Origin of the sequence: Sorangium sp. So ce887, from assembly GCF_051521455.1 — a bacterium.
Classification (GTDB): domain Bacteria; phylum Myxococcota_A; class Polyangia; order Polyangiales; family Polyangiaceae; genus Sorangium.
On record NZ_CP150354.1, the window covers coordinates 3181048 to 3204526 of the forward strand.

15 protein-coding genes are annotated in these 23479 nt (G+C 69.8%); 10 read left to right on the plus strand and 5 right to left on the minus strand.

The genetic code is table 11. The features are described from left to right. Window positions 1-108 precede the first annotated feature (108 nt). The 3 genes from WMF36_RS12120 (at window position 109) to WMF36_RS12130 (ending at window position 4754) form a co-directional block, all read left to right on the plus strand. Entirely contained in the window at window positions 109-1686 is a 1578-nt protein-coding gene (locus tag WMF36_RS12120; RefSeq protein WP_437579753.1) for an IgGFc-binding protein, read from the plus strand. Window positions 1687-2011: 325 nt separating this feature from the next. Then, window positions 2012-2689, plus strand: coding sequence for a hypothetical protein (locus WMF36_RS12125; protein WP_437579754.1), 678 nt, complete (start codon window positions 2012-2014; stop codon window positions 2687-2689). 328 nt (window positions 2690-3017) lie between these two features. Next, a complete protein-coding gene (locus WMF36_RS12130; RefSeq protein WP_437581897.1) occupies window positions 3018-4754 on the plus strand; it encodes an OmpA family protein in 1737 nt (578 codons plus the stop codon). A gap of 226 nt (window positions 4755-4980) precedes the next feature. Here the strand turns inward: WMF36_RS12130 and WMF36_RS12135 are convergent, their stop codons facing one another. Together WMF36_RS12135 and WMF36_RS12140 are read right to left on the minus strand one after the other, a co-directional pair. Beyond that, window positions 4981-8634 carry a PHP domain-containing protein gene (locus WMF36_RS12135; protein ID WP_437579755.1) on the minus strand — a complete coding sequence of 1218 codons (3654 nt, stop codon included), beginning with the start codon at window positions 8632-8634 and terminating at the stop codon, window positions 4981-4983. Between the two features lie 11 nt (window positions 8635-8645). After that, complete coding sequence (locus WMF36_RS12140) at window positions 8646-9974, minus strand: porin (protein ID WP_437579756.1); 1329 nt, start codon at window positions 9972-9974, stop codon at window positions 8646-8648. A gap of 223 nt (window positions 9975-10197) precedes the next feature. On the opposite strand from WMF36_RS12140, the gene WMF36_RS12145 reads away from it, so the two are divergent. The 4 genes from WMF36_RS12145 to WMF36_RS12160 all read left to right on the plus strand — a co-directional run bounded on the left by WMF36_RS12145 (window position 10198) and on the right by WMF36_RS12160 (window position 16493). Then, the gene (locus WMF36_RS12145) at window positions 10198-11856 is read left to right on the plus strand and encodes a hypothetical protein (protein ID WP_437579757.1); all 1659 of its coding nucleotides are present in this window, start codon (window positions 10198-10200) and stop codon (window positions 11854-11856) included. A gap of 189 nt (window positions 11857-12045) precedes the next feature. Next, window positions 12046-14106 (plus strand): MopE-related protein, encoded by a 2061-nt coding sequence (locus WMF36_RS12150; RefSeq protein WP_437579758.1) that lies wholly within the window; start codon window positions 12046-12048, stop codon window positions 14104-14106. Window positions 14107-14329: 223 nt separating this feature from the next. Beyond that, on the plus strand, window positions 14330-14965 hold the full coding sequence (locus WMF36_RS12155) for a hypothetical protein (protein ID WP_437579759.1): 636 nt from the start codon (window positions 14330-14332) through the stop codon (window positions 14963-14965). A 277-nt stretch (window positions 14966-15242) separates the two neighbouring features. Then, on the plus strand, window positions 15243-16493 hold the full coding sequence (locus WMF36_RS12160; RefSeq protein ID WP_437579760.1) for a helix-turn-helix transcriptional regulator: 1251 nt from the start codon (window positions 15243-15245) through the stop codon (window positions 16491-16493). Window positions 16494-16622: 129 nt separating this feature from the next. On the opposite strand, the gene WMF36_RS12165 is transcribed toward WMF36_RS12160, so the two are convergent. Both WMF36_RS12165 and WMF36_RS12170 read right to left on the minus strand, forming a co-directional pair. Then, a complete protein-coding gene (locus WMF36_RS12165; protein WP_437579761.1) occupies window positions 16623-18011 on the minus strand; it encodes a KamA family radical SAM protein in 1389 nt (462 codons plus the stop codon). A 209-nt stretch (window positions 18012-18220) separates the two neighbouring features. Further along, the gene (locus WMF36_RS12170; RefSeq protein ID WP_437579762.1) at window positions 18221-18925 is read right to left on the minus strand and encodes a transglycosylase SLT domain-containing protein; all 705 of its coding nucleotides are present in this window, start codon (window positions 18923-18925) and stop codon (window positions 18221-18223) included. A gap of 252 nt (window positions 18926-19177) precedes the next feature. On the opposite strand from WMF36_RS12170, the gene WMF36_RS12175 reads away from it, so the two are divergent. Further along, window positions 19178-19663, plus strand: a complete 486-nt coding sequence (locus tag WMF36_RS12175; RefSeq protein ID WP_437579763.1) for a hypothetical protein — start codon at window positions 19178-19180, stop codon at window positions 19661-19663. 51 nt (window positions 19664-19714) lie between these two features. Here the strand turns inward: WMF36_RS12175 and WMF36_RS12180 are convergent, their stop codons facing one another. After that, window positions 19715-20743 carry a CPBP family glutamic-type intramembrane protease gene (locus WMF36_RS12180; protein WP_437579764.1) on the minus strand — a complete coding sequence of 343 codons (1029 nt, stop codon included), beginning with the start codon at window positions 20741-20743 and terminating at the stop codon, window positions 19715-19717. Between the two features lie 193 nt (window positions 20744-20936). On the opposite strand from WMF36_RS12180, the gene WMF36_RS12185 reads away from it, so the two are divergent. Together WMF36_RS12185 and speA are read left to right on the plus strand one after the other, a co-directional pair. Beyond that, entirely contained in the window at window positions 20937-21314 is a 378-nt protein-coding gene (locus WMF36_RS12185; RefSeq protein ID WP_437579765.1) for a hypothetical protein, read from the plus strand. A gap of 226 nt (window positions 21315-21540) precedes the next feature. Further along, complete coding sequence (gene speA / locus WMF36_RS12190; protein WP_437579766.1) at window positions 21541-23472, plus strand: biosynthetic arginine decarboxylase; 1932 nt, start codon at window positions 21541-21543, stop codon at window positions 23470-23472. Window positions 23473-23479 lie beyond the last annotated feature (7 nt).

Below are 23479 nucleotides of genomic sequence, written 5' to 3' on the forward strand. Positions count from 1 at the left end.
ACCGGCGGCGCGGGCGGGGAGGCGGGGAGCACGGGGAGCTTCGGGGAGGGAGGGCAGTGCGAGTCGACGTGCTCCAACGATCTGAAGAGGATCATCAGCTGCAATGGAGTGACGCTGGACACGTGCGGGCCCGAGGAGGGGTGCGTCAACGCGGAGTGCGTACCCAACCCGTGCGAGGCGGCGGAGAAGTCGAAGAGCTCGTATGGGTGCGACTTCTGGGCGCTGAAGACGGCGCAGCGGCCACAGGCGCAGGGCGCCTGTTTCGCTGCTTTCATCGCGAATACCTGGGAGAAGGAAGTAAAGATCTCCGTGGAACGGAACGGTGAAGCGCTGCCCGTTGATGCCTTTGCCTTCATCCCGCAAGGTCAGGGGGCGAATGTCACGTATACGGCCTACGATCCGGCCGTAGGACTTGGTATTGGCGAGGTCGCTGTTCTGTTCCTGTCGCGCAGGAACGGCGGATTGCTCGCATGCCCGAAGACCCCAGCGGTAGTCACCGAAACAGGCGTCGCCGGGACCGGGCGCGGCTCGGCGTTCCATATAACAACGGACTATCCTGTCGTTGCATATCAAATCGCTCCGTACGGCGGAGGGCAGACTAGCTATACATCGGCGACGTTGTTGTTGCCTACGAGCTCGTGGGACACGAACTACGTTGCTGTGAACGCGTTCCCGATGTCCGATCTCCACTCAGACGATCCGCCTACTGGATTGCCGTCGTTGGAGATTGTCGCTCATGAAGACGATACTCAGGTAACCATCCTTCCCAATCAAGACATCGTGGGTGCGGGGCCGTCCGATGCCCCGGTCGTCGCTTCTGCTGCGAAAGATACGCCAGTGACATACACCCTGAACAAGGGAGAGTTCTTGCAGATCTCCCAAGAGGCGGAGCTGACAGGAAGCCCCATAGAGTCGAATAAGCCAATCGGAGTGTTCGGGGCGTCATCTTGTATGTATGTCCCTCTGGAAGACAAAGATTGCGACTCGGCGCATCAGCAGATTGCACCGGTGCGAGCGACAGGGAACGAGTATGTGGCGGTTCGGTACGAAGGGCGAATGGGGGGCAGCGACGAGGCTCCGCCGTGGCGTCTCGTGGGCATGGTCGACGGTACGGAGCTGACCTGGGAGCCGTCAAAACCGGATGGGGCTCCCGACGTGCTTCGCCTTGGTGAGGCCTTCGCATTCAATGCGGCGGGGCCGTTCGTGGTGAAGAGTCAAAACGGGGAGCATCCATTCTATCTCGGTGGCTACATGACAGGTGGATCGCGCTTTCAAGGGGAAGGTGATCCAGAATGGGTCAATGTTATACCGCCGTCTCAGTTCCTGAATTATTATGTCCTCTACACAGATCCCACATACCCGCAAACCAGTTTGAATGTTGTGCGGACTCGCTCAAAGTTTGATGGCAAATTCGCGGATGTGACTCTGGAATGCATGGGGGTGCTTGCAGGGTGGGAACAGATTGGTGATTACGAGTATACGCGAGTGCAGCTTGTGAGCGGAGATTTTCAGGGGGCCGGGGACTGCATCAATGGTCGTCATGTGATGTCAAGTGAACTGCCGTTTGGCGTGACGGTTTGGGGATGGGGCGCGACGAGTGAGACGCTCCAGGTGTCCTATGCATATCCTGCCGGCGCAGGTTTTCAGCCGATCAACGAGATCAAGATTCCTCCGACCCCTCGCTGATGCTGCAGGCGTAATCTCGGTCGTGTAGGTGTCGTATGTAGTCCGTTGTTCGTGCTAGATTTCTCTAACTCGCGTACCTGAGCGCCTGGATTCGCGTACCTGAGCGCCTGGATTCTGCATGTGCAATCCGGGCGCTTTCGTCCACTTGGCGCAGTGGTAAGCGATGGGCTCGAACAGTATCCCTTGATGAGCAGTTCTGGTGCCTACTCGGGGTGCACCATGGCTCATTGTGGAGATATGACCGAGCTTACCGAGTACCAGCCGGAAGAGGACCTGGCGATAGCATTGCTTCCGCCCGTAGGACGGCGTTACTACTGGCGCGTACGTGCCTGACTGGCGCGTACGTGCCTGCGCGCAGGGGGTCTGCTCGGAGTATTCGCGAATACGGTGGGTCAATGTAGGTCGGACCAAATGCGATTACAACGCTGACGGATATGATGATGTTGCGATTGGCGTTCACGGAGCCAGTCCGGCCAGTAGTGCTATCTATTTCTATTATGGGATCTCCGATGCGTCATTCGGTTTGGAGGATGACGGAATTGTCTTCAGTCATACTGGACCCAACGATGGCTTCGGGATCTCTCTTCTCGACGGATCTCAGGGGCTGGAGACGACGCCGAGCGTGGCTCTGGCGGGGGCTGATTCATTTGGGGTAACCGTCGATTTGGTTGGTGATGTCAATGATGATGGGTTCGATGATGTCGCGGTTGCTGACCGTTCTCCCAAGGTGCTCTTGTGTCTGGGTCGAAGGGATTTCGGCTTTGAAGAGCCGGACGTTGCAATTTGCCGAGATGCTATCGAAGATCGAACGGGGCAGCGCCTGGGCTCGCCTGGGGACATAAATGGCGACGGCTATTCGGATTTTAAGATCGCAGTGCCAGAGGAGGATGTTGTCCATTTTTATTATGGTCGCTCTGTGGTTGTAACTCCTTTGGCCGAGAATGCTTCGATATCGCAGCCGCCAGGTGATAGAGAGTTCGGCTTCGCCGTGGCGCACCGGTGACGTCGGCATGCGTGCCGCGCTCGTCTCCACCTTTGCCACTCACCCCACGCGACACGGTCGTGCCACTCACCCCACGCGACACGGTCGCCGCGCGTCCACGCTACACCCCCCCGCCGCGACGAAGGCGCCGCCGCGCCCGCCGCGCCCGCCGCGCGCGCCCCGGACACAGCCGCGCCCGCCCCGGGGGGCTTCTCGCACCTCCTGGTTCGACCCAGGAGACATCCTCCCCCGGCCCGAGTAATCTCCCGCCCGGACGCCGGCCCGCATGCGGCGGAACGCTCGCGTCAACCTCGTTTTTCGAGCGTTGCTTGGAGGACAGCTCACCGTGATGGATCGAAGAACCCTGCCGGGTGGTAAGCCGCGACGCCGGTCGCGCTTTCGCTGCGCGCTGACCGCAGCAGCCCTGGCCGCACCGGCCCTCGTCGCGCTTGCGCCCTCCGCCGCGCGCGCGCAGGAACGGACCTTCTACCTCGATCGCCTCAGGATGGCCGGCGCCCCCGACGACGGGATCGGGGTCTGGCGCCCCCACATGGGGGAAAAGACGCGCATCTTCGGGCAGCTCGGGCTGGGCGTGTCGGTCCACCCGCTCCGCAACGACAACTACGTTGACGACCTCGCCATCGAGGAGCAGCTCGAAGGCGACGGGCCCGTCACCTCGCAGCTCATCACCTACCTGAACGCGGGCGTCGAGATCCTCGGCCGCGGCGCCCTCCAGGCCTCGTTCCCGATCGTCGTCTTCCAGGACGGCAACGAGACCTGCCACCCCGATCCGTCCCTCGGCCTGAACCAGTGCGTCAACCGGAGGACCGCCAGCCCCATGGACCTCCGGCTCGAGGCGCGCCTCGTCGCGCTGGAGCTCGACGAGCGCCGCTTCCGGCTGGGGCTCACCGCCGCGGTCTTCGCGCCCATCGGCAACAACTACTCCTTCGGCGGCGACCGGACCGTGAGCAGCGCGTTCGGCCTCGGCGCCGAGTACGACTTCACGGATTTCCTCGTCACCCTCAACACCGGCGTCGCGATCCGACCGCCCGTGCGGCTCCACGAGCTCCGCGTCGGCAGCGAGCTCACGTACGGCGTCGGCGGCTACGTCCCGCTGCGCGACGGCACGATCCGCCTCGGGGCCGAGGTCTTCGGCTCGTTCGGCCTCCTCAAGGACACGTTCGGCGAGCTCGACGCCTCGCCCATCGAGTGGCAGCTGAACGGCAGGATGGCCCTCACCAAGGACAAGGCGCTCTACGCCGGCGCCGGCGTGGGCACCCGGCTGAGCGGCGGCTACGCCCCCGATTTCCGGGGGGTCGCCATCGTCGGCTACTCGTTCAGCATCGCCGACTCCAACGCCCGCTCGCCCGGCTTCAACTACGTCATCGAGGCGGAGAAGGACGCCGACGGCGACGGTTACCCCGACGTCATCGACCTCTGCCCGGAGGACCCCGAGGACGGCAAGCAGCCGAAGCCGAGCGACGGCTGCCCGGACATGCCCGATCGCGACGGCGACGGCATCCCCGATGTCGTCGACAAGTGCCCCGATGACCCCGAGGACAAGGACGGCATCGACGATCGCGACGGCTGCCCCGAGGAGGACGCGGACCAGGACGGCATCCCCGACGCCCAGGACAAGTGCCCGAAGGAGCCGGGGCAGGTCGTCGTCGACGATCCCGAGAAGAACGGCTGCCCGTACTACATCCGCAGGATCACGGGCTCCGCCGAGATCGAGATCATGAAGCAGGTCGAGTTCGAGTTCGACAGCTCCAGGATCCTCCCGCAGAGCTATCCGATCCTCGACGAGGTCGAGCGGCTGCTCAAGGCGAACCCGGAGATCAAGCTGCTCAGCATCGAAGGGCACACCGACAACCAGGGCACCGCCGACTACAACGACCGGCTCGCGCACAACCGGGCGATCGCGGTCAGGGTCTACCTGGTCAACAAGGGCATCCAGTCGGAGCGGCTCACCTCCGTGGGCTACGGCTCCCGCCGGCCGCTCGTCGCCAACGACACGCCGGAAGGCCGGCAGCGCAATCGGCGCGTCGAGTTCCACATCAAGTCGCAGTCGATCGAGGGCCGTTAAGCTCCCGCCCGGAGCGGCCGGCCGGCTCTCCGCCGAGATCAACCGACGTTTGCATGCACGTGCCTCGCCACGTGCATGCAAACGTCGCCTACGCGCGCCCGCAGGCTCGTCCTGGCCGGGCGAGCGCGCTGCGGGCGTGTGGCTCGCGCGAGAGCCGCTCTCGCGGAGCGCGCTCGCGGGCGCGCCGGTCGCGCGGCCCTTCTGGGCGCGCGCCGCCCGACCGGCGTCAGTCGTCGTGATGCCCGAGCGCCGGGCGGCGATGGTCGCACTTGCCGGGGATCGGGAAGCCGCAGACGGCCTCTTCGAGCAGGCAGTCCTGCTGCGCCGGACACTGCTCCGGATCGAGGACGCCCGGATCGCACGGACGAGAACAGAAGTCGGGCCTCGGCAGCGGAGCGTCGTAGCGGCCGTTGCCGTCGACGTCGATGTAGATCGGGTTTGTGACCGCATAGGGCGGCACCGGCGACCAGTCGGGCAGCGTCGGTGTGGGCGCGAACAGGGCATTGATCGCGGGGATCCTGCCGAACGCGTCGCTCGCCAGCCGCGAGAGCTGGATCTCTCCGAACGGAACATCCAGGGAGACAGGGCTCATGAGGTTCCTGTCCTCGAGGCCCATGGCGATGATCACCACCCAGGAGTCGCGCTCCGGCACCGTGAAGGTGACCTTGCCGCGCACGTCGACGAGCGCGCTCGGCGGCAAGTCCGGCTCCAGCAAGCGGATCATCGCGCCGTTCAGGTAGATCTCCACCCGATCGACGCCGAACCAGCTCGCCGTCTGGACATCGAAGAGCAGCTCGCTCGACTTCCCGGCGCTCGCCGCCGCCACCTCGCCATAGGTCTTGCCGCCGATCGTCGCCCGGATGAAGGGGCCGTACGTCGAGAAGGCGTGCGCGCCCCGCAGGCTCTCGACCGCGGCCGGCGTCTCGAGCGCGGCCGGGGAGTCGGTCGCGCTGCGGAAATAGGTCCGCGGGAAGCCCGGCTCCTTCGAGCCGTCGTGGCTGTCGCTGCTCGCGATCTGCGCCGGAACGAAGCCCCGCTCGAGGTAGCGGAAGTAGTCGTCCACCTGGCCCGCCCGGTACGTGCAGGGCTCATCGCGCGCCTCCGCGGCGACCGGCCCGTCGCCGAGCGCGGCGGGCCCGCAGAGCTCCTGGCTCTCGGGGGTCGCGCCGGGGAAGCTCCAGTTCTTCTCCTGCTCGTCGGGCGTTCGAGCGAGGACGCGCTTCATGAGCGCCCACGCGAGCTCGGTCCGGGCGCGACGCTTGCAATCGGCCGTGGCGATAGCGACGGCGGCGTCCGAGGGCGAGCCGGAGGCGCCCCCCACCCCCGGCATCGACGCGCCGGGAGGCGCGCAGGGCGCGCGCAGCCAGCCCGCCACCTCGGGGCACGCCGCCTCGATCTCGGCGGCGCCCTGGGCGGCGTTCAGCCGCGCGAGGCAGCGATTCCAGTCGACGACCTCGGCCAGGCTCGGCGTGCGCACCAGATCGAACCGCTTGCCATTGATGATCTCCATGGCATCGAACTCGCAGCTCGCGGTCCGGAAGACAGGGTTGTTCTCCTCGAGGAACGTCGGCGTCCGGCCCATGGTGTAAGTGTCGACGCCGAGCTGCTCGACGTACCCGAAGAAGCCGTCGCGCGGGTGGGCGACGATCGTCAGCGGCTCCACCGTGCCGTCGCCCGAGGCGCGGATGGCGTCGAGGATCGTCCCGCCGGGCTCGCACGTCCAGTCGTGCGCGCCGTGGCTCGGGACGTCGAGCTCGTCGTATTTGAGCGGGAAACCGATGAAATGCCCCTGCTCCAGCGTCGTGATCTCCGCCCCGATCGCCGTGGCGAGGTGCGGCGCGAGCCCCAGCGCGCGCACGGTCGGCTGGTAGTCCGTCTCGACGTCGTGGTCGGTCGACACCGCGAGCTCCACGCCCTCCGCCGCCACCGTGGCGACCCGCCGCGGCAGCGGCATCCCGCTGTCGAAGCTTGGCCTGGAGTGCAGGTGCATGTCGGCCGACATCCACCCGGTCGTGTCGACCTCGCGCACGAGCGTGGCGTCGAGCTGGAACGCGCGCCCCGGCGCGAGCGTCACGTCGCGCTTCACGTCGATCCCGTACTCGATGCCTCGCGACACCGTGATCTGGTATCGCCCCGGCTCGATCTCGACCTCTCCTTCGCCCGTGGCCGTGACCTCGATGGCGCGGTTGCCGTTCCCGAGCCGGCTGTCGCCGAGATAGACCCTGCGCCGGCCGTCGCCGGCGAGCCTTCGCCCCGCGTCGTCGAGCGCGACGAAGGCGAGCTTGGCCGGTATCCGCTGGCCCGCCTCGTCCGCGACGCGGTAGCGCACCGTCGCCGGCGCGGGCAGGCGTGGCGACACAGCGACCTGCTCTCCGGCCCGCAGGCTCACCCGCACCGGCGCCGACGCCGCGGTCCCCGCCGCGTTTCGCGCCACGAGCAGGTAGCTGCCGGGCGGCAGGGCGCCGCGGAAGTCGCCGTCCTCGGACGGGTCGAGGCCGAGATCCGCGTCGATCTCGTTGATGAGGCCCACGTCGCCGCGCGCCTCCCGGTTGGCCGCCGCGAGCTCGTCGAGCGAGCCGAAGGGCCGCGACGGATCCGGATCGGAGAAGACGAACACCCGCGCGTTCGGCACCGCCTCCAGGGTGTTCTCCCACAGCACGTGGCCGCTGACCGTGCCCGTGGCGGTCCCGCGGAGCCGGTGCATCACGTCGGTCACGCTCGCGATGTCGCCGTCGCCCACGGCCAGGTAGCGCTCGTAGCTGAACGCGCGATGCGCGTCGCACGCCGCGTCGTCGTCCTCGCTGAACAGGCACGATCGGCTGGCGGACACGAACGCTGTCGCCGCGCTCGCGAAGAGGGGCACATTGACCAAAGGCGGCGCCGCGCCCTCCTGCGCCTTCGTGAAGTAACCATAGCTGACGTCCCCGCCGGCCGCGGCCACGAAATCGAACGTGAGCGGCGCCTGGAACGAGTTTCGCCCCGCGTTCCAGGCGTCCTGGACCGCCGTGTCCTCGTCGAAGCCCGCGCCGGGCGCGAAGACGTCGTTCTGGTTGCCGAAGAACACGAAGTCTCCGGCGACGATGCCGGCGCGGCGCGATGCCTCCTGCTGCGCCTCGTCGAGCGGAGCGCCGAGGACGCCGCCGAGCACCGAGACGGGGGCCGTGGCGTTCTCCAGCGGCAGGACGTCGCTGCACGCGCAGGTCAAGCAGCCGCCCGAGTCCTGCTTGTATCCGTCGGGGCACGCCTCACAGCTCCTCTGGGGCTCGCAGCCGGGCGGCGGCCGGTCGTCCAGCAGGAGCACCGTGCGCACCGTCACGAACCGATCGCCCGGGTGAAGAAGGTAGTCTGTGCGGAAGCGGATCCTGGAGCGGACGTTGGGGAAGAAGAGGCCGAGCAGGTCCTCCTGCGCCCGGAGCAGGCCTATCGCCTCGAACAGGAACTCGCCGTCCCCCTCGACGCGGATCGCGGCCTCGGCGCCGTCTGTGCCGTCCGCGAGCACCGAGACGTCGGTCGCCGTGGGGTCGGGCACGATCAGGTTGGCGAGCGAGAACATCTCGGCGAACCGGTCGCGCCCCTGTCCGCCCTCCTCGCCGATCCGGCCGCGGCGCCGGTCGGCGTCGACGATGGCGCCGCCGAAGATCCCCGGCCCAGGCGAGTCCCGCCCGCCGAGGATCGCCACGCGGATCTGGTCGTTCTCGAGCAGGAAGTCGCCGACGTCCGCCATCGCCACCGGGCCGCCGACGAGCTCGGCCCGCTGCTCTATCCGCTTCGCGCGGAGCAGCCGGTCGCCCCCGCAGCTCGGCAGCGCGGGGGCGGCGAGCGCGGCGGCAGCGAGCGGGAGGAGCGCGATCCTCGTGAACCAGCGGTGTGTTCGCCGCACAGCGATCTCCCCTACAGCGAGAGCTGGAGTTGCAGGATGACGGCGTCGTTCGCCAAGGGCAGACCGCCGAGCTCTTCACGGTGCGTGTACTCGAGCTGCGCCTTCACGAGATCGTCAAACGCGTGGTAGCTCACGCCGCCTGTGAGCACGAGGTTGTCGCCTTCGTCCTCGACATCGGCGTTGGGATCGATCCACTCCACCCGACCCGAGACACCGACTTTCCGGGCGACGATCATGTAGCCTGCCTCGAAGACGAGCGCGAGCGACGACACCGACGTGACCTGCGCGATCGGCTGGGTGGGCACCGATTTGGGGCTCGCCCCGGTCCAGAGCACCTCGCCGAGCGCGTGCAGCCCCGCGGCGTGGAGCAGGACATCGGCGCTCGCGCCGTACAGCGTGCGCGCGCCGCCGTCGCTGAAGAAGCCGTCGGCGCCGGCCGCGAGGCGGAAGGGCGAGTGGGCGACGTCCTGGAGGGAGCGGCCGAGCGGGCCCTGCGGCTCGGTGGCGAGCCTGCCGGCGACGGCGATCCCCTCGAAGCGGTTGCCCAGGGGAGCGAGGCTCTCGGCGTGACCTGCGTAGAACTGATCGGCGCGCTGGAAGGCGTTGTAGACGCCCGCGTGGTAGCTGAAGGCGCGGTCCTGGAAGTGCCCTTCGGCCTGGATCCCGACCTGCGTGAACGGGGCCATCGCGCGGACGGCGAGCGGTCGTTCGGTGAGGGCCCCGTCGCCGGCGCCGGTCATCGCCGAGCGCGAGAAGGGCACGGTCCGCGCGCCCGCGTAGATTTCGAGCGCGCGCGCCGCCGTCACGCCGCCCCACGCCTCGTGGATGCGCGCTGTCTCGTCGTCGCCCCCGGCGAGATCCATCGAGATGGCGAGCTGGACGAGCCCCGCGACGTCGCCGCGCAGCCCGGCGCGGACGCGGCGCAGGCGGAAGCCGGGCTGCTCGGCGCTGTCCCCGGCCTGGTTCAGCGCGTCGTCGCCCACGTAGGGCACGACCTGCAGCGCGAGCAGGGCCATCGGCGCGAGCTCCAGCGGCCCGATCGCGACGCGGATCCGCTCCCGGAAGCCTGGCGCCAGGACATCGCTGCTCGCGGGCGCCGGCGAGACCGGCGCCGGCGTCTCCCGCGGCGGCCGCCGGCTCATCGGCGCGCTCGGGCGGTCGGCCGGCGCCTCCGCGCGCTCAGGCTCGCCGGCCGGCTCATCGCCAGCTGCCTGCGTCTCGGCCGGCGTCGACCCCTCGGCGGCGGGCTCCTCGGCGGCGGGCTCGGGCTCCTGCGCGCGCGGCGAGGAGAGGGCCAGCAGGACGGCGGCGCAGCCTGCGACGCAAGCAAGATGCCTCATGGCTTCAGGTCTCCTGGAGGGCTGCGTGGAGCGCCCCGTGCCGCTCCGGATGGCCAGTGGGTGTCATCGCGTGCCGTGTCCGCCTGGCGAGGTGCCCGGGAAACTAGAGGAAGACACGCGGCGCTGCAATCGGCGCTGCGTCCTGTGCTAAGGCTCGCATCGCCTCGCGGGCCTGCCCGCACCTCGCGCCGCACGCGAAGGGCAGGGGAGGGCCACCGTTCTCATGGAAATGCCCGGTTCGAGCCCGCCCGACAGCGACCTCACGCCCGGGGTCGGCGCGCCCGCCTCCGTGTCACGCCGGCGCGCCGGCGAGGCGGAGCCCTCCGCGCCGCGGCGAGGGCCGCGCTGGGCGAGCGATCGCGGTTTCATCGCGACGTTCGCGCTCCTCGCCGTCGCGGCCATCGTGCCGATATGGCGCGTGCGGTTCCTGCCCTTGCTCGATCTGCCGAACCACCTCGCGGCCGTCCATATCTGGCATTACTTCGATGCGCCATGGACTCGCTACCAGGACTTCTACGAGCTCAGCCTCCGTCCGGCCCCCTACGGCGCCTATCATGTCCTGACGCACCTCATCGCTCACGCCGTCGACCTCGAGGCCGCGAATCGGATCGTGCTCTCTGCATATGTGCTCGCCATCCCCGCGGCGGCGCTCGGCTGGGCGCACCGGACGCGGCGCAGCCCGTGGCTCTCGCTCCTCACCTTCCCGCTGGCGTTCAGCCTCTCGTGGGCGTGCGGCTTCCTGCCGTTCCTCGTCGGCATCGCGCTGCTGCTCGCCGGCGTCGTCGCGCTCGACGCCTATCTCGAGCGGCCGAGCCGCGGGCGCGCCGCCGCCGTGGCGTTGCTCAGCGTCGGTTGCGGCCTCAGCCATCCGCTCATCCTCTTTGGCTATTACGTCTGCGTCGCCGTCCTGATGCTCTGTTACCTGCCCCGGTGGTCGCGGATCGCCGGCGCGCTGCCGCTCTTCGCGCCCGCCGTCGCGCTCCTCGTCTGGCAGCTCGTCGCCTTCGAGAGCCCCATGGTCGATCTGCGGAGCGGCCCGCGATTCCAGGGCGCCTGGGTGCCCTGGCACGAGATGCTCCGCTCCTTCCCCGAGTACACGCTCAACTCGGTATCGGGCGATCTCGATACCCAGCTCTTCTGGGTGCTGCTCGCGGCGGCGTCGTTGCTGGCGCTCTGGAGCTTCGCTCGGCGCTTCGGCTTCCTCCCCACGCGCGCGCCAGCCCCGCCTGCCGGCTCGCCTCTCGGCCGGCTGCACCACCACCGCTCCCTCGTCCTGTGCGCGGCGATGGTGGTCTGTTATTTTCTCGTGCCGCTGCACCTGGCTCGCCCGTTCGACTGGTGGTTCGTGAGCGGGCGCTTCTCGCCGCTCATCTGCTTCTTCGGATTCCTGTCCATCACGGCGCCGCTCCGGGGCCTCTCTCGCCTCCTGATGGTCCCCGCCGCGGCGGTCGCGCTCGTGCTGCCGCTCCACCTCTCGGAGAAATATGCGAGCTTCGACGAGCGGATCGCGCCGTTTGCCCGCATGGTCGGGCGGATCCCGCCGGGCGCAGAGGTCCTCTTCGTGTCGCTGCCCCCCCGGACCGACGAGGCCCTGATCATCGAGGGGACGAATCACTTCTCCTCGTGGGTGCAGGTCATGCGCGGCGGCTTCAGCGCCGATGGCTGGCACAACGTGGGGTTCCCCTTCAAGCTGAAGCGCCGTCTCCCCGCGCCGCCGTCGAACCGCGGTGAGTGGTTCAAGCCGGATGTCCACGGCGTCGCGTACGACTACGTGATCCTCCGCAACGAGCGGCCGGAGAAGCCGGTGTTCGCCGCGGCGCGCACCTCGTTTCGCCGGATCGAGCGCGAGGGCGCCTTCACCTTGTACGAGCGCACGCGCTGACCGACGTCTCGGTCGCACCTCCGCTCGGCCCAGCCGATTGCGCCGCGCGGCGCGCGTCATCGCCCGTCCAGCGACGCGACCTCTCTCCGCGGATCTGCCGTCGTCCGCGGCGCCGGCGGGGTATTCTACGATCCTTGCGGTCAGGCGCCCCTCGGGGGCGCCGCGCCCGCGGAGGGGAGCCGCTCGCCGATGTCGACAAGAACCCGCGCTGTCCGTCGCCGCCCGCTGGCCTGGACTGGAGGGCTGGCCGCCCTGGCGGGGCTCGCGCTCGCGCCCGGGGTGGCGCCGTCCTGCACCGCCACCGGAACCTCCGACGTCCCCCTGGGCGGCGGAGGCGAGGGCGGTGTCGACTGTCCGACCGACTGCGCCGCGGACCCGAGCGCTCCGCTCTGCGACCGCGCGACGGGCAGCTGCGTCGCGTGTCTCCCCGGCCCTGACGCGTGCCCGGCCGGCCAGGTGTGCGACCCCGAGGCGAAGCGCTGCGTGGCCGGATGCGAATCCCAGGGCGACTGCCCTGCTCCGCTCGTCTGCGATCCGGAGCAGCACACCTGTGTTGGCTGTATCACGGACGGCGACTGCCCCCCTGGCACGCTGTGCACCGGAGAGGGCGAGTGCGTTCATGGCTGCTCGGCGACGCGCCCGTGCGACGGCGGCGCGGCGTGCTGCGATGGGCTTTGCCGGGATCTCGAGACGGACGCGCAGAGCTGCGGCGTGTGCGGTCGGGCCTGTCCGGAGCTTGCGCACGGCGAGAGCGCCTGCGTCGCGGGCGGGTGCGTGCTCAGCGCCTGCGACAGCGGCTTCATCGACTGCAACAAGGACCCGGCGGACGGGTGCGAGCACGACGTCGCGGCGCACGGGCCCTGCTCGTGCACGCCGGGCGAGACGAGGGCGTGTTATCAGGGGCCGCCGGGCACCGAGGGGGTCGCCCCCTGCGCCCCCGGGGTCTCCACCTGCAGGCCGAGCGGCCTCGGCTGGGGGCCGTGCCTCGACCAGGTGCTGCCGGAGCTCGACGTGTGCGCCGACGGCATCGACAACGACTGCGACGGCGCGGTCGACAACACACCCGATCAGGACGGCGACGGGTGGACGAGCTGCGATGGCGATTGCTGCGACGCCACGTCGGACAGGTGCGGCTCCCCGTCCCTCGTGAACCCCGGCGCCTTCGAGGTGGCGGACAACGGGGTCGACGACGACTGCGACGGCACGGTCGACAACGCCTCTCCCTGCGACGAGGGGCTCGCGAGCGACTCGGCGACCGCGCTCGACTACGCGAAGGCGATGGATCTCTGCGCCACCACGACGGCGAGCCCGTCGTCGCCCGCGCAGCGCACGTGGGGCGTCCTCTCCGCGAGCTTCCGCCGCGCCGACGGCACCGGCACGCCCGCGGCGGCCCAGCGGTCGATCCGCCGGGGCTTCGGCTCGGGCATCCTGCCGCTCCAGGGCGCGCGGCTCGCGGTGCTCTCGACGGGCGTGGCCGCGGCCCAGGCGTCGCCGAACAACACGAGGCCGAGCTTCGCCCCCTTCCAGGGAGGCCAGGACATGGGGACGTCGAGCGGCGTGCCCGCGGACTGGCTCGAGGCGAACGGCGACAACCTCCCGAACGCGCCCGGTTGTCCGGAGCCGCAGGGCGGCACGACGGCCCACGATCCCGTGATGTTGCGGCTGCGCGTGCGCGCGCCGACGAACGCGAGCTCGTTCAGCGTCTCGACGTTCTTCCTCTCGTCCGAATACCCGGAGTGGGTGTGCAGCGCGTTCAACGACTTCTTCCTCGGGCTGCTCGACTCGACGTTCGACCCCTTCCCGGGCGAGACGCCGAATCCAGCGGACAAGAACCTCGCGTTCTACGATCCGCCGCCTGCCGGCGGGTCGGTCTATCCGCTGGGCGTGAACCTCGCATTTGGCGGCACCGGGCTCTTCACCCAGTGCGTCAACGGGCCGACCGGGTGCGGCGGCGGCGCCACCGCCGGCTCGACGACCACCTGCGCGGGGTTCGGCCAGCTCCTCGGGACGGGGTTCGACATCACGAGGCCTCCAGCCCAGCCTCCGGGCGAACCAGGCTGGTGCGGCGCGAGCGAGCGCGCCGGCGGCGGGACCGGCTGGCTGGTCATGAACGGCAACGTCAGCCCGGGAGAGATCCTGGAGCTGCGCTTCGTGCTCTGGGACACCGGGGACCCGTGGAACGACTCCGTTGCCCTCCTCGACAACTTCCGGTGGTCGGCCTTTGCCGCGACGCCGGGCACACGCGACTGAGGCGCCGAGCGCGGTCGGGCCGGCGGAGAGCGGGGGCGTTGTGGGACATCGCCTCGCGCGGCGGCGCCTCGGGGACGGCCCCGAGGCCTGTGGCGCCAGGGAGCGCGCGAACGCAGCGGACGGACGGCGACCCGATTACACTGCGCGTCGAGCCGGGGACCGCGGCACGCATCCCTCGGTCGCGCTCGAAGGAGCGCTTCTGTTCATCACCCAAGGAGACTGCATGAGGAGAACGATCACGCCGCTCGCGCTGTTGCTCGCGAGCCTGTCTTTCGCCACGCTCGGCTGCGACAGCAAGGGGAGCGACGCGACGACCCCGGGGGCGGTGGCCGAGGGCAAGCCGACCGAGAGCGCGGCCCCGGCGGCGACGACAGCCGCGCCGGCGGCGACGACGGCCGCGCCGGCCGCTGCCACCGTCGAGCCGCCGGCCGCCGCGCCGGCGGAGACGGCCGTCGCGGCCGCCGATCCGGCGGAGACGGCCGCTGCGGCGGCGCCGAAGGCGACGGCCGCGGCGGCCGCAGCTGCGGCCGCTGTGCCGGCGGCGACCGGCGCCGCCCAGGCGGGCGAGAAGAAGATCGAATGCGGCGCGAAGGGCCAGAAGCTCTGTCCGATGCAGGCCTGGATGAAGAGCACGATGGCCTCGGCGACCTCGAGCGGCGACGGCGTGAAGATCGCTGCGGCGCTCCAGTACGTGGCCGGCAAGCCGCCGCCCGGCATGGGCAGCTGGGGGGCCATCTCGAAGGCCGGCGCCGCCAAGGCGAAGGCCGGCGACATCGACGGCGCGAAGGCGAGCTGCAAGCAGTGCCATGACCTCTACAAGGAGCAGTACAAGAAGACGATGCGCGATCGCCCCTGGTGAGCCGTCCGCCGCGCGCGCGGGCGGCGATCGCCGCCCGGCCGGCGGAGCGCGGGACAAACATCTTGGATGGGCGGGGGTGATGCGATAGAGCGCTGAGCCAATGGCGCGCGCTGTTCGCACAGGCCCCGGGGGTGCCCCAGCGCCGGCCACCTCGCCCACTCGCGCGCGGGGTGCCGGCGGCTCGAGCGGGGCCGCGAGCGCGCCTCGCGCGCGTGTCGGCCAGGCAGCCGACCCGTTCTCCAGCAGCGCGCTGCCGCCCTCGAAGCCGCGTGCGGGCGTGACGCCGCGGCTCACGGGGGACGCGGTGCTCGACGCCAGGCCGAGCACGGCGGCCCCGCCTCCGCCGAGCGTGCGCCCCCCGGCGGCCCCTGCACGGGCGGACGCGAGCTCTCCTGCGACCGCCTCGAAGAAGCCGCCTGCGCCGGACTCGAAGAAGCCGCCCGCGCCGGAGGACGACGACGAGGACGACGAGGACGACGCCAAGGGCGGCGCGCAGCGCGGCCGGCCGCGCGGCCCGTTCACGCAGCACCGGCGGCTCGACTCGCTGCGCAGCTTGCTGCAGAAGCACCCTGCCGGCCTGACGATCTACGAGCTGGCGCGCGAGCTCAACGTCACGCCGCGCTCGCTCCGGCGCTACCTCGTCGAGGTCAAGCGCGAGCTCGACCTCGTGTCGGTCGCCACGCGCCCCGGCGGCCCTCGCCTCTGGCGGCTATCCCCGAGCGAGGCGCCCCGGCGCGTCGAGGTGCGGCGGACGCAGGCGTACGCCCTGCTCGCCGCCCGCCGGCTCTTCGAGCCGATGCGCGGCTCGACCCTCTTCGAGGAGATCGACCTCGCCGCGCAGCGCCTGCTCGGCGTCGCGCGCAGGCCGGGGCGCGGCCCGAACGCCGGCGTCGCCGACGCGCGGCTGGAGGAGCGCTTCCTCTATCTCCCGTTCGCCCCGAAGGACTACGCCGCGCGGACCGAGGAGCTCGACGACCTGTTCCAGTCCGTCGCCGACCTGCGCCCGCTCCGGTGTCGCTACCGCCGCTCGCGGGACGGGCGCGAGGAGCGGGTGCTCATCCACCCGTACGCGCTCGTCCTCTACAAGGACGCGATCTACTGCGTGGGCCTTCACGTCAGCCGCGGCGAGGTGCGCACGTTCCTGCTCGATCGCATGCGTGACACGGAGTGCGCCGTCACCGAGCGGTTCGAGCTGCCCCCTGATTTCTCCATCGACGACTACTTCCAGGGCCAGTTCGGCATCTGGCGTGGGGGCGAGCCCCGGCGCGTCGTGATCGACTTCGACGAGCGCGTGACCGAGTTCGTGCGGACGCGCAAGGTGCACCCCTCTCAGGAGATCACGCCGCTGCCCGGCGGCGGCGTGCGGCTCACGATGCACATCGGCGACATGACGGAGCTCGCGACGTGGGTGCTCGGCTTTGGTGAGACCGCCCGCGTCGTCGAGCCGTCCGACCTCGTGGACCGCGTGAAGCGTGAGCTGGCCGGCGCGCTCGCCCGCTACGCAGAGGCGCCGCCGGCCGAGGGCTAGGGCCGCGCGCGAGCCCGCCTGCCGGAGCCGCGGCTGGCAGGCGGCTCGATCCGGCTCTTCGGTCGATGGAGCCCGCGCGCGAGCGCTCGCTGCGCGCGGCTCCTCCTCCGCCCGTGCTCGCGCGCCGCCTCAGCGCGGCGATGCGCGGAGCGCCTCGTCGATCATCTTCTGGTGCTCCGCCGGGTCCGCCCAGCGGCCGCGCCCCTCGGGCGGGAGCTGATCGATCGGATCGAAGTACGTGTACCGCTGCCCCGGCTTGACGCTCGGCGCCTCGAACACCGAGATCCCGGTCGTGCGGTCGTAGTGCTCGAACGAGTGCGCGTCGCGCTTGCCGCCGCCGCCGGGGGCGTCGACGACGAACGTCGGCGTGTTGAACCCGGCGGTCGAGCCGCGCACGTGCTTCTCGATCATGAGCCCGGTCGCGAGCGTGGTCCGGAGGTCCTCCACGCCGCGGACGAGGTCGTGGATGTAGACGTAATAGGGGTGCACGTGCAGGTGCCCCAGGCGCTTCACCAGCAGCTTCATCGTCTCGGGCGTGTCGTTCACCCCCCGCTGCAGCACGGACTGGTTCCTGACCGTGATCCCGCGCTCGAACAGCTTGTTCATCGCGTCGCGGGTGACGCCCGTGATCTCGTTCGGGTGGTTGAAGTGCGTGTGGATCACGACCTCCTTGTGCAGCTTCCGTCCGAGCTCCACCGTGCGCGTGACCGCGTCGATCCACTCGTCGTCGGTGAGGATCTTCTGCGGCATCACCGCCGGGCCCTTGGTGGCGAGGCGGATGCGCTGGATGTTCGGCATCCTGAGGAGCGTCTCGCCGATCGCGCCGAGCTGCTCCGGCCGCAGGTTGTACGCGTCGCCGCCGGAGACGACGATGTCCTCCAGCTCCGGGCGCGAGGCGATGTACGCGTACGCGCGCTTCCACCGCTCCTCGTCGACCTTGAAGTGGGTCTTCTCGACCTCCTCCGTGTCGATGCCCACCGCGTAGCTGCGCGTGCAGAAGCGGCAGTACACGGGGCAGGTGTCGAGCGGGAGAAACAGCGCCTTGTCGGCGTACCGGTGCGTCAGCCCGGGGACAGGCGCGTCCGCGCGCTCGTGCAGCGAGTCGAGCCCGAGCTTCGGGTGATCCGGCAGGAAGCGCGAGGCCAGCGGGATGAACTGCGTCCGTAGCGGATCGCTGTAGGGATCGCTCCAGTCGATCAGCGAGAGCATGTACGGCGAGACGCGGACGCTCATCGGCGCGTGCGCGAAGCCCTCGGTGGCGTCCCGGATGAAGTCGTCCGACACCATCCCGCGCAGCGTGTCGAGCAGCTTGTCCGGGCGGGTGATCGACTTCTTCGCCTGCCACCGGTGGTCCATGAACTGCTCGTCGGTCACGTCGGCGTACGCCGGGATCCTCCGGAAGTCGGGCACCTCGAGCAGGTTCGTGTGCTGGAGCGACGCCGGATCCACCGGCGGCTTGAGGGTCGCGATGTCGGGGCTTCGCTTTGTGAGTTCGATGAGGCTCGAGGTGGTCGTCATGTCGTGGACCCTTGCCCGCGCGGAGCAGAGAGAGCGTCAGGAGATTGGCCGCGTGCGCCTGTGCTTCCCGGGGCCTGCCCGGGGAGAGGCTGCGGCAGCGGTTCCTGGGATCGTAGCATCGCGGTACGCCCGTCGGGGGCGGTGTGCGCTGCGCCGTCGAGCGGCGCCTCCGGCTGGCGGGCGGAAGGGCGGTGCGGCGGGCGAGCCGATCAGGGCTCGATGGAAGCCACCGTTGTATCCCGGGTGGTTCGGTAGCGCGCATAGTAGGTCCGCACGCGCGTCACATAGGCCTGGGTTTCCGCGTAGGGCGGGATGCCGCCGTACCGCATCACCGCCCCTTCGCCGGCGTTGTATCCGGCGATGGTGAGATCGAGATCTCCGTTGAAGAGGTTGGCCAGGATGCGCAGGTACCGCGTTCCTCCGAAGATGTTCTCTCGCGCGTCGAACGCGTCGCGCACCTGCATGCGGAGGCCGGTCTCGGGCATCAGCTGCATCAGCCCCTGGGCGCCGACGGGCGAGACGGCCCGCGGATCGTAGTCGCTCTCGCACTTGATGATGGCGCGGACGAGCTCCTCGGGGATCTGGTAGAGCGCCGCGGCCTGCCGGATCCACGCGTCGTAGCGGCTGAAGCGCTCGAGGGATTTGTCGCTCGGGGCGACCGGGGTCACGCCGGGGCGCGTCGAGGAGCGGCGCCCGTCGCCCTTGATGTACAGCTTGAACCGCGCGTCGCCGGCGGAGCGGTTCGAGAAGTGCACCGTCCCATCCGCGTCGGTGTACGTGAAGATATCGGCGAGCGCGCTGCCCGGGTGCAGCGCGAGGGCGGCGAGCCCGAGCGCGGCGGCGAGGGCCCGCAGGGGCACGCGAACGGAGGAGCCGGAGGTCGACGACTGGACGGGCATCTCTCGGCTCAGCATAGGTTGGGATCGCCTGCTCGCGCAAACCGCACCGTGGCGGCGGAAAGGAACGTCGCGGCGCGGTGTCGTGACGAATGTCCGCGGGGGCGCGGTGTCGCGACGAGCGCCGCGGGGACGCGGCGTCGCGGTGAACGCCTCGGTCCGCGGCGTCATTCCGGGGACGCCCGCGCGAGGGGGTCCGCCGCGCCGCGGCGTCTGCGTGGAAGCTCGCTCTGGTGAGCACGTTCCGGGCGCTGTACTAAGGCGGACGCCATGGAGATCGGCTGGCGACACGTGCTCGCGGGGGTTGCGGCCCTCTTCATCCTGTTTCTCGTGGTCAAGATGCGCCCTGCCCGGCGGCGCCGGGACGCGCTGAGCGCCGAGGTGCAGGCCGCGCGGGAGCGCGCGCGGCGCGCCACGACCCCGCGCGAGCGGGCCGAGGCGCTGTGCGACGCGGGCGTGCAGGCGATGCGCAGCGGCCGCCGCGTCACCGCCGCCGTGGGCTTCTTCGTGCGCGCGATGCGCGCCGACCCCGCCTCCGCCCGGGTCATCGAGCTCGCGAGCGGCGCGCTGGCCAGGCGCCGGCCCCGGCTCCTGGAGAAGATCCTCTGGCGGCGGCTCGCGGTGCTCCCCTGGGACGGCGAGCACCGCGACGCGGCGCGCGCGGCCGCCGTCGCGCTGGAGGCGCTCTACCGGCGCGAGATCCGGGACCGGAGCCGCGCCGAGATCATGCGCAAGCTGACCCGGACGCTCGGCTGAGCCGCCGCGCGAGGGCCGGCGGCGTCCCCCTCGCCGTCCCCCTCGCCGGTGTTACGTCCCCCAGAACGATTTTGGCAGCGCGCCGCGGTTCGACAGCGCGACGAGGTCCATGAGCAGCGCGACGGTGACGTGGACCAGGAAGCCCGAGTAGATGCTCTTCGTGCGCATCGCGAGCGAGCCGAGCGCGATCCCGGCGACCACGGCGCCGGCCGCCTCCAGGTACGGCTTGCCGAAGTGGATCATGCAGTAGGGGACGATCATCGCGAAGATCGCGCCGGAGCCCAGGGTGTGCCGGAGGCCGGCGAGCCAGAAGCCGCGGAAGAAGATCTCCAGCGCGAAGAACTGGGCGAAGTACATCGCTTCCCAGGCGATGAGGTCGAACCAGGAGCGGGAGGACTGCTTGTAGAAGGGGTAGTAATTCCCGAAGTCGGGCGCGCTCGCGACGAGGAACACCGCCGGGACCACGACGGCGAGGCAGAGCCCATAGATCCACGCGTGCTTCGCGAGCCCCCGGACGCGCAGCCCCATGTCGAGCAGGCTGTCCTTGGGGAAGCAGAGCTTCCACGCGCCCATGGGGATGGCCACGTAGCCGAAGACGCGGGTGAACGACCACCACACGTAGCTGTAGAGCTCGTCGTAGCGGCGGAGCGAGATCGGCACGATCACGCCGGCCGGCGAGAGCGTCTGGGCGAGCTCGAGCTCGCGCAGCCACGGCCGGATGTGCTCGTCGTAGACCGCCCTGCCGCCGTAGTACTGCTGCAGCATGAGCACGACCGCGGTGATCGTGAACAGGACGGCGGGGCGGCGGTCGTAGCCCCCGGCGGCGAGGGTGCGCCGCTGGTGCTCGTGGGCCTCGACGTCGAGCTCCCGCCAGGTGCGCCGGAAGAAGAGCCAGAGGACGGGCGCGAGCGCGATGAACGCGACGACCGGGAAAAGCGCCTTGAGGAGGGTGCTCGCCAGGGCCGAAGAGGGCTCGGCGAGGCGGGAGCCCACGTCCGAGGGCGGCCGGAGGGGCCGGAGCCGGTCGACGAGCGCCACGAGCCAGCTCCCCAGGTTGAGCATCGGCGCGCCCTGTACCATGATCCGTGGCCCAGCACAGCGGCGACGCGCTGGCCCCGCCGCCGGCGCGCCCTCCGCCGCCCGTGGGGCCATCCGCGACGCGCCCTTGCGGTGACCCAGGCCGCTCTGCTAGATCGCGCCCCCTCTTCAATGCCGTGCGAGTCATCTCGCGCATGTCCGGTGCAGGCCTCGCCTGCCCGTGGGAGTTTCAGCAATGGCCAGCAAAAATCCGCTTGCAATCGTGAAGGAGCGCTTCGGCGACAAGGCAAAGCTCGTCGAGGCCGTGAAAGGGTTCGCGACCGAGGACCTCTGGCTCGGGCGCGTCAGCTCCGATCGGGGCGGGTCCAAGGGGCTGGACCACGTGTCGAACACCAAGCTCCTCCGCCTCCACGCGACGTTCAGCGCGGTGAAGGAGAAGTTCGGGACGCGGGCGAAGCTCATCGACGAGACGCTGACGGTCCTGAACCGGTCGAAGGACCAGGGGTACAGGAAGCGCCTCGAGACGTACCCCGTCCCGCGCCTCTTCGACCTCTACAAGTCGGCCTCGAAGCGGGCGAAGGCAGCCTCGGCGACCCCGAAGGCCCAGGCCTGAGCCACCCGCTCGTCGAGCGCACCGTCCATGCCGGATCGCATCGGGCTGCCTGCCCTTGAAGGTCCGGCGTTCCTATCGTAATTGAGCCGCGTCGCCAGCGCGCGGCGTCCAGCCGTCCAGCGTCGGACCGACGATCTGACGTCCCCCTGATGAGCCTGAAGCCCCTCTTGGGCCCTCCCAGAAAGGTGGGGGTCGCCTGCCGCGAGCCCCGCCAAGGAGAACGACTGTGAGCAGCGCGCACGAGATTGAGACCGGCGACTGGACCACGGAAGACGCCAAGTCGCTTTACATGATCGACCGCTGGGGTCGCGGCTATTTCGATGTGAGCCCGGACGGCAACCTCACGGTCGCGCCGCTCCAGGAGCGCGGCAGCAAGATCGCGATCCGCGACGTCGTGGACGCCGCGCTCGAGCAGGGGCTCCGCACGCCGCTCCTGATCCGCTTTCAGGACCTGCTCCACCACCGGGTGCGGTCGCTCAACGAGGCCTTCAACAAGGCGATCGCCGAGAGCAAGTTCCGCGGGACGTACCGCGGCGTGTTCCCGATCAAGGTGAACCAGCTCCGGGAGGTCGTGGAGGAGATCCTCGACGCGGGGAGGGCCTATCACTACGGCGTCGAGGTCGGCTCGAAGCCCGAGGTCTTCGCCGGCCTGTCCGTCCATACCGACCCCGAGTCGCTGATCGTCTGCAACGGCTACAAGGACGAGAACTTCATCCGGACGGCGCTGATCGGGCGCAAGCTCGGCAAGAAGGTGATCCTCATCGCGGAGAAGCTCTCCGAGGTGCGGATGATCACCCGCGTCGCCAAGGAGATGAACGTCGAGCCCATCATCGGGCTCCGGGTGCGGCTGCTCACCGAGGGGGCGGGCAAGTGGAAGACCTCCGGCGGGGAGAACGCGAAGTTCGGGCTCTCCACCGCCGAGATCCTCGCGGCGATCCGGATCATGGACGAGGCGGGGATGAGCGCCTCGTTCAAGCTCCTCCATTTTCACATCGGCTCGCAGGTGCCCGACATCCTGATCATCAAGCGCGCCGTGCGCGAGGCGGCGCGCTACTACGCGAAGCTCCGCAAGATGGGGCAGCGCCTCGAGTACATCGACGTCGGCGGCGGGCTCGCCATCGACTACGACGGCTCGCGCTCGACCTTCCACTCCTCGATGAACTACTCGGTCGAGGAGTACGCGCGCGACATCGTGCACAACATCGCCGACATCTGCGACGAGGAGCGCGTGCCTCACCCGAACATCGTCTCGGAGTCCGGGCGCGCGATCGTCGCGCACCACTCGGTGCTGGTCGTCCAGGCGTTCGGCTCGATCGAGAAGACGCCGATGTCGCCGATCGACATCCAGACCGAGGAGCACAAGCTCATCCAGAACCTCCTCTACATCAAGGACAACATCTCCGGGCCGAACCTCGGCGAGTCGTGGCACGACCTGCTCCAGATCAAGGAGGAGGCGCAGAAGATGTTCGAGCTCGGCCTGCTCAACCTCGACGTGAAGGCCCGGGTCGAGATCCTCTTCTGGGAGATCGCCGAGGGCATGCAGAAGATCGCGTCGGAGCTCGATCCGGAGGAGGTGCCGGACGATCTCGGCGAGCTCCGCAAGCAGCTCGCCGATCAGTACATCTGCAACTTCTCGGTGTTCCAGTCGCTGCTCGATCACTGGGCGCTCGGCGCGCTCTTCCCGATCGTGCCGATCCACCGGCTGAACGAGCGCCCCGCGGTGGACAGCACGCTCGTCGACATCACCTGTGACTCCGACGGCAAGGTGAGCAAGTTCATCGATCTCAACGACGTGAAGGACACGCTCCCGCTGCACCCGATCTCGGGCGACGAGCCGTACTACGTCGGCATCTTCCTGACCGGCGCGTACCAGGACATCATGGGCGATATCCACAACCTCTTCGGCCGGGTCAACGAGGTGCACGTCTTCCTCGATGAGGACGAGGACAGCGGGTACTACATTGAGGAGACGATCGCCGGGAACAAGATCCATGAGGTCCTGGCGATGACCCAGTACGACAACCGCGATCTCGTGGGGAAGGTGAAGGCCCAGGTGGACGGCGCGATCAAGCAGGACCTCCTGAAGCCGACGGAGGGCATGCGGCTCCTCGCCGACTACGAGCGGGGGCTCAAGGACCAGACGTACCTGAGCCTCTGAGCCGCTC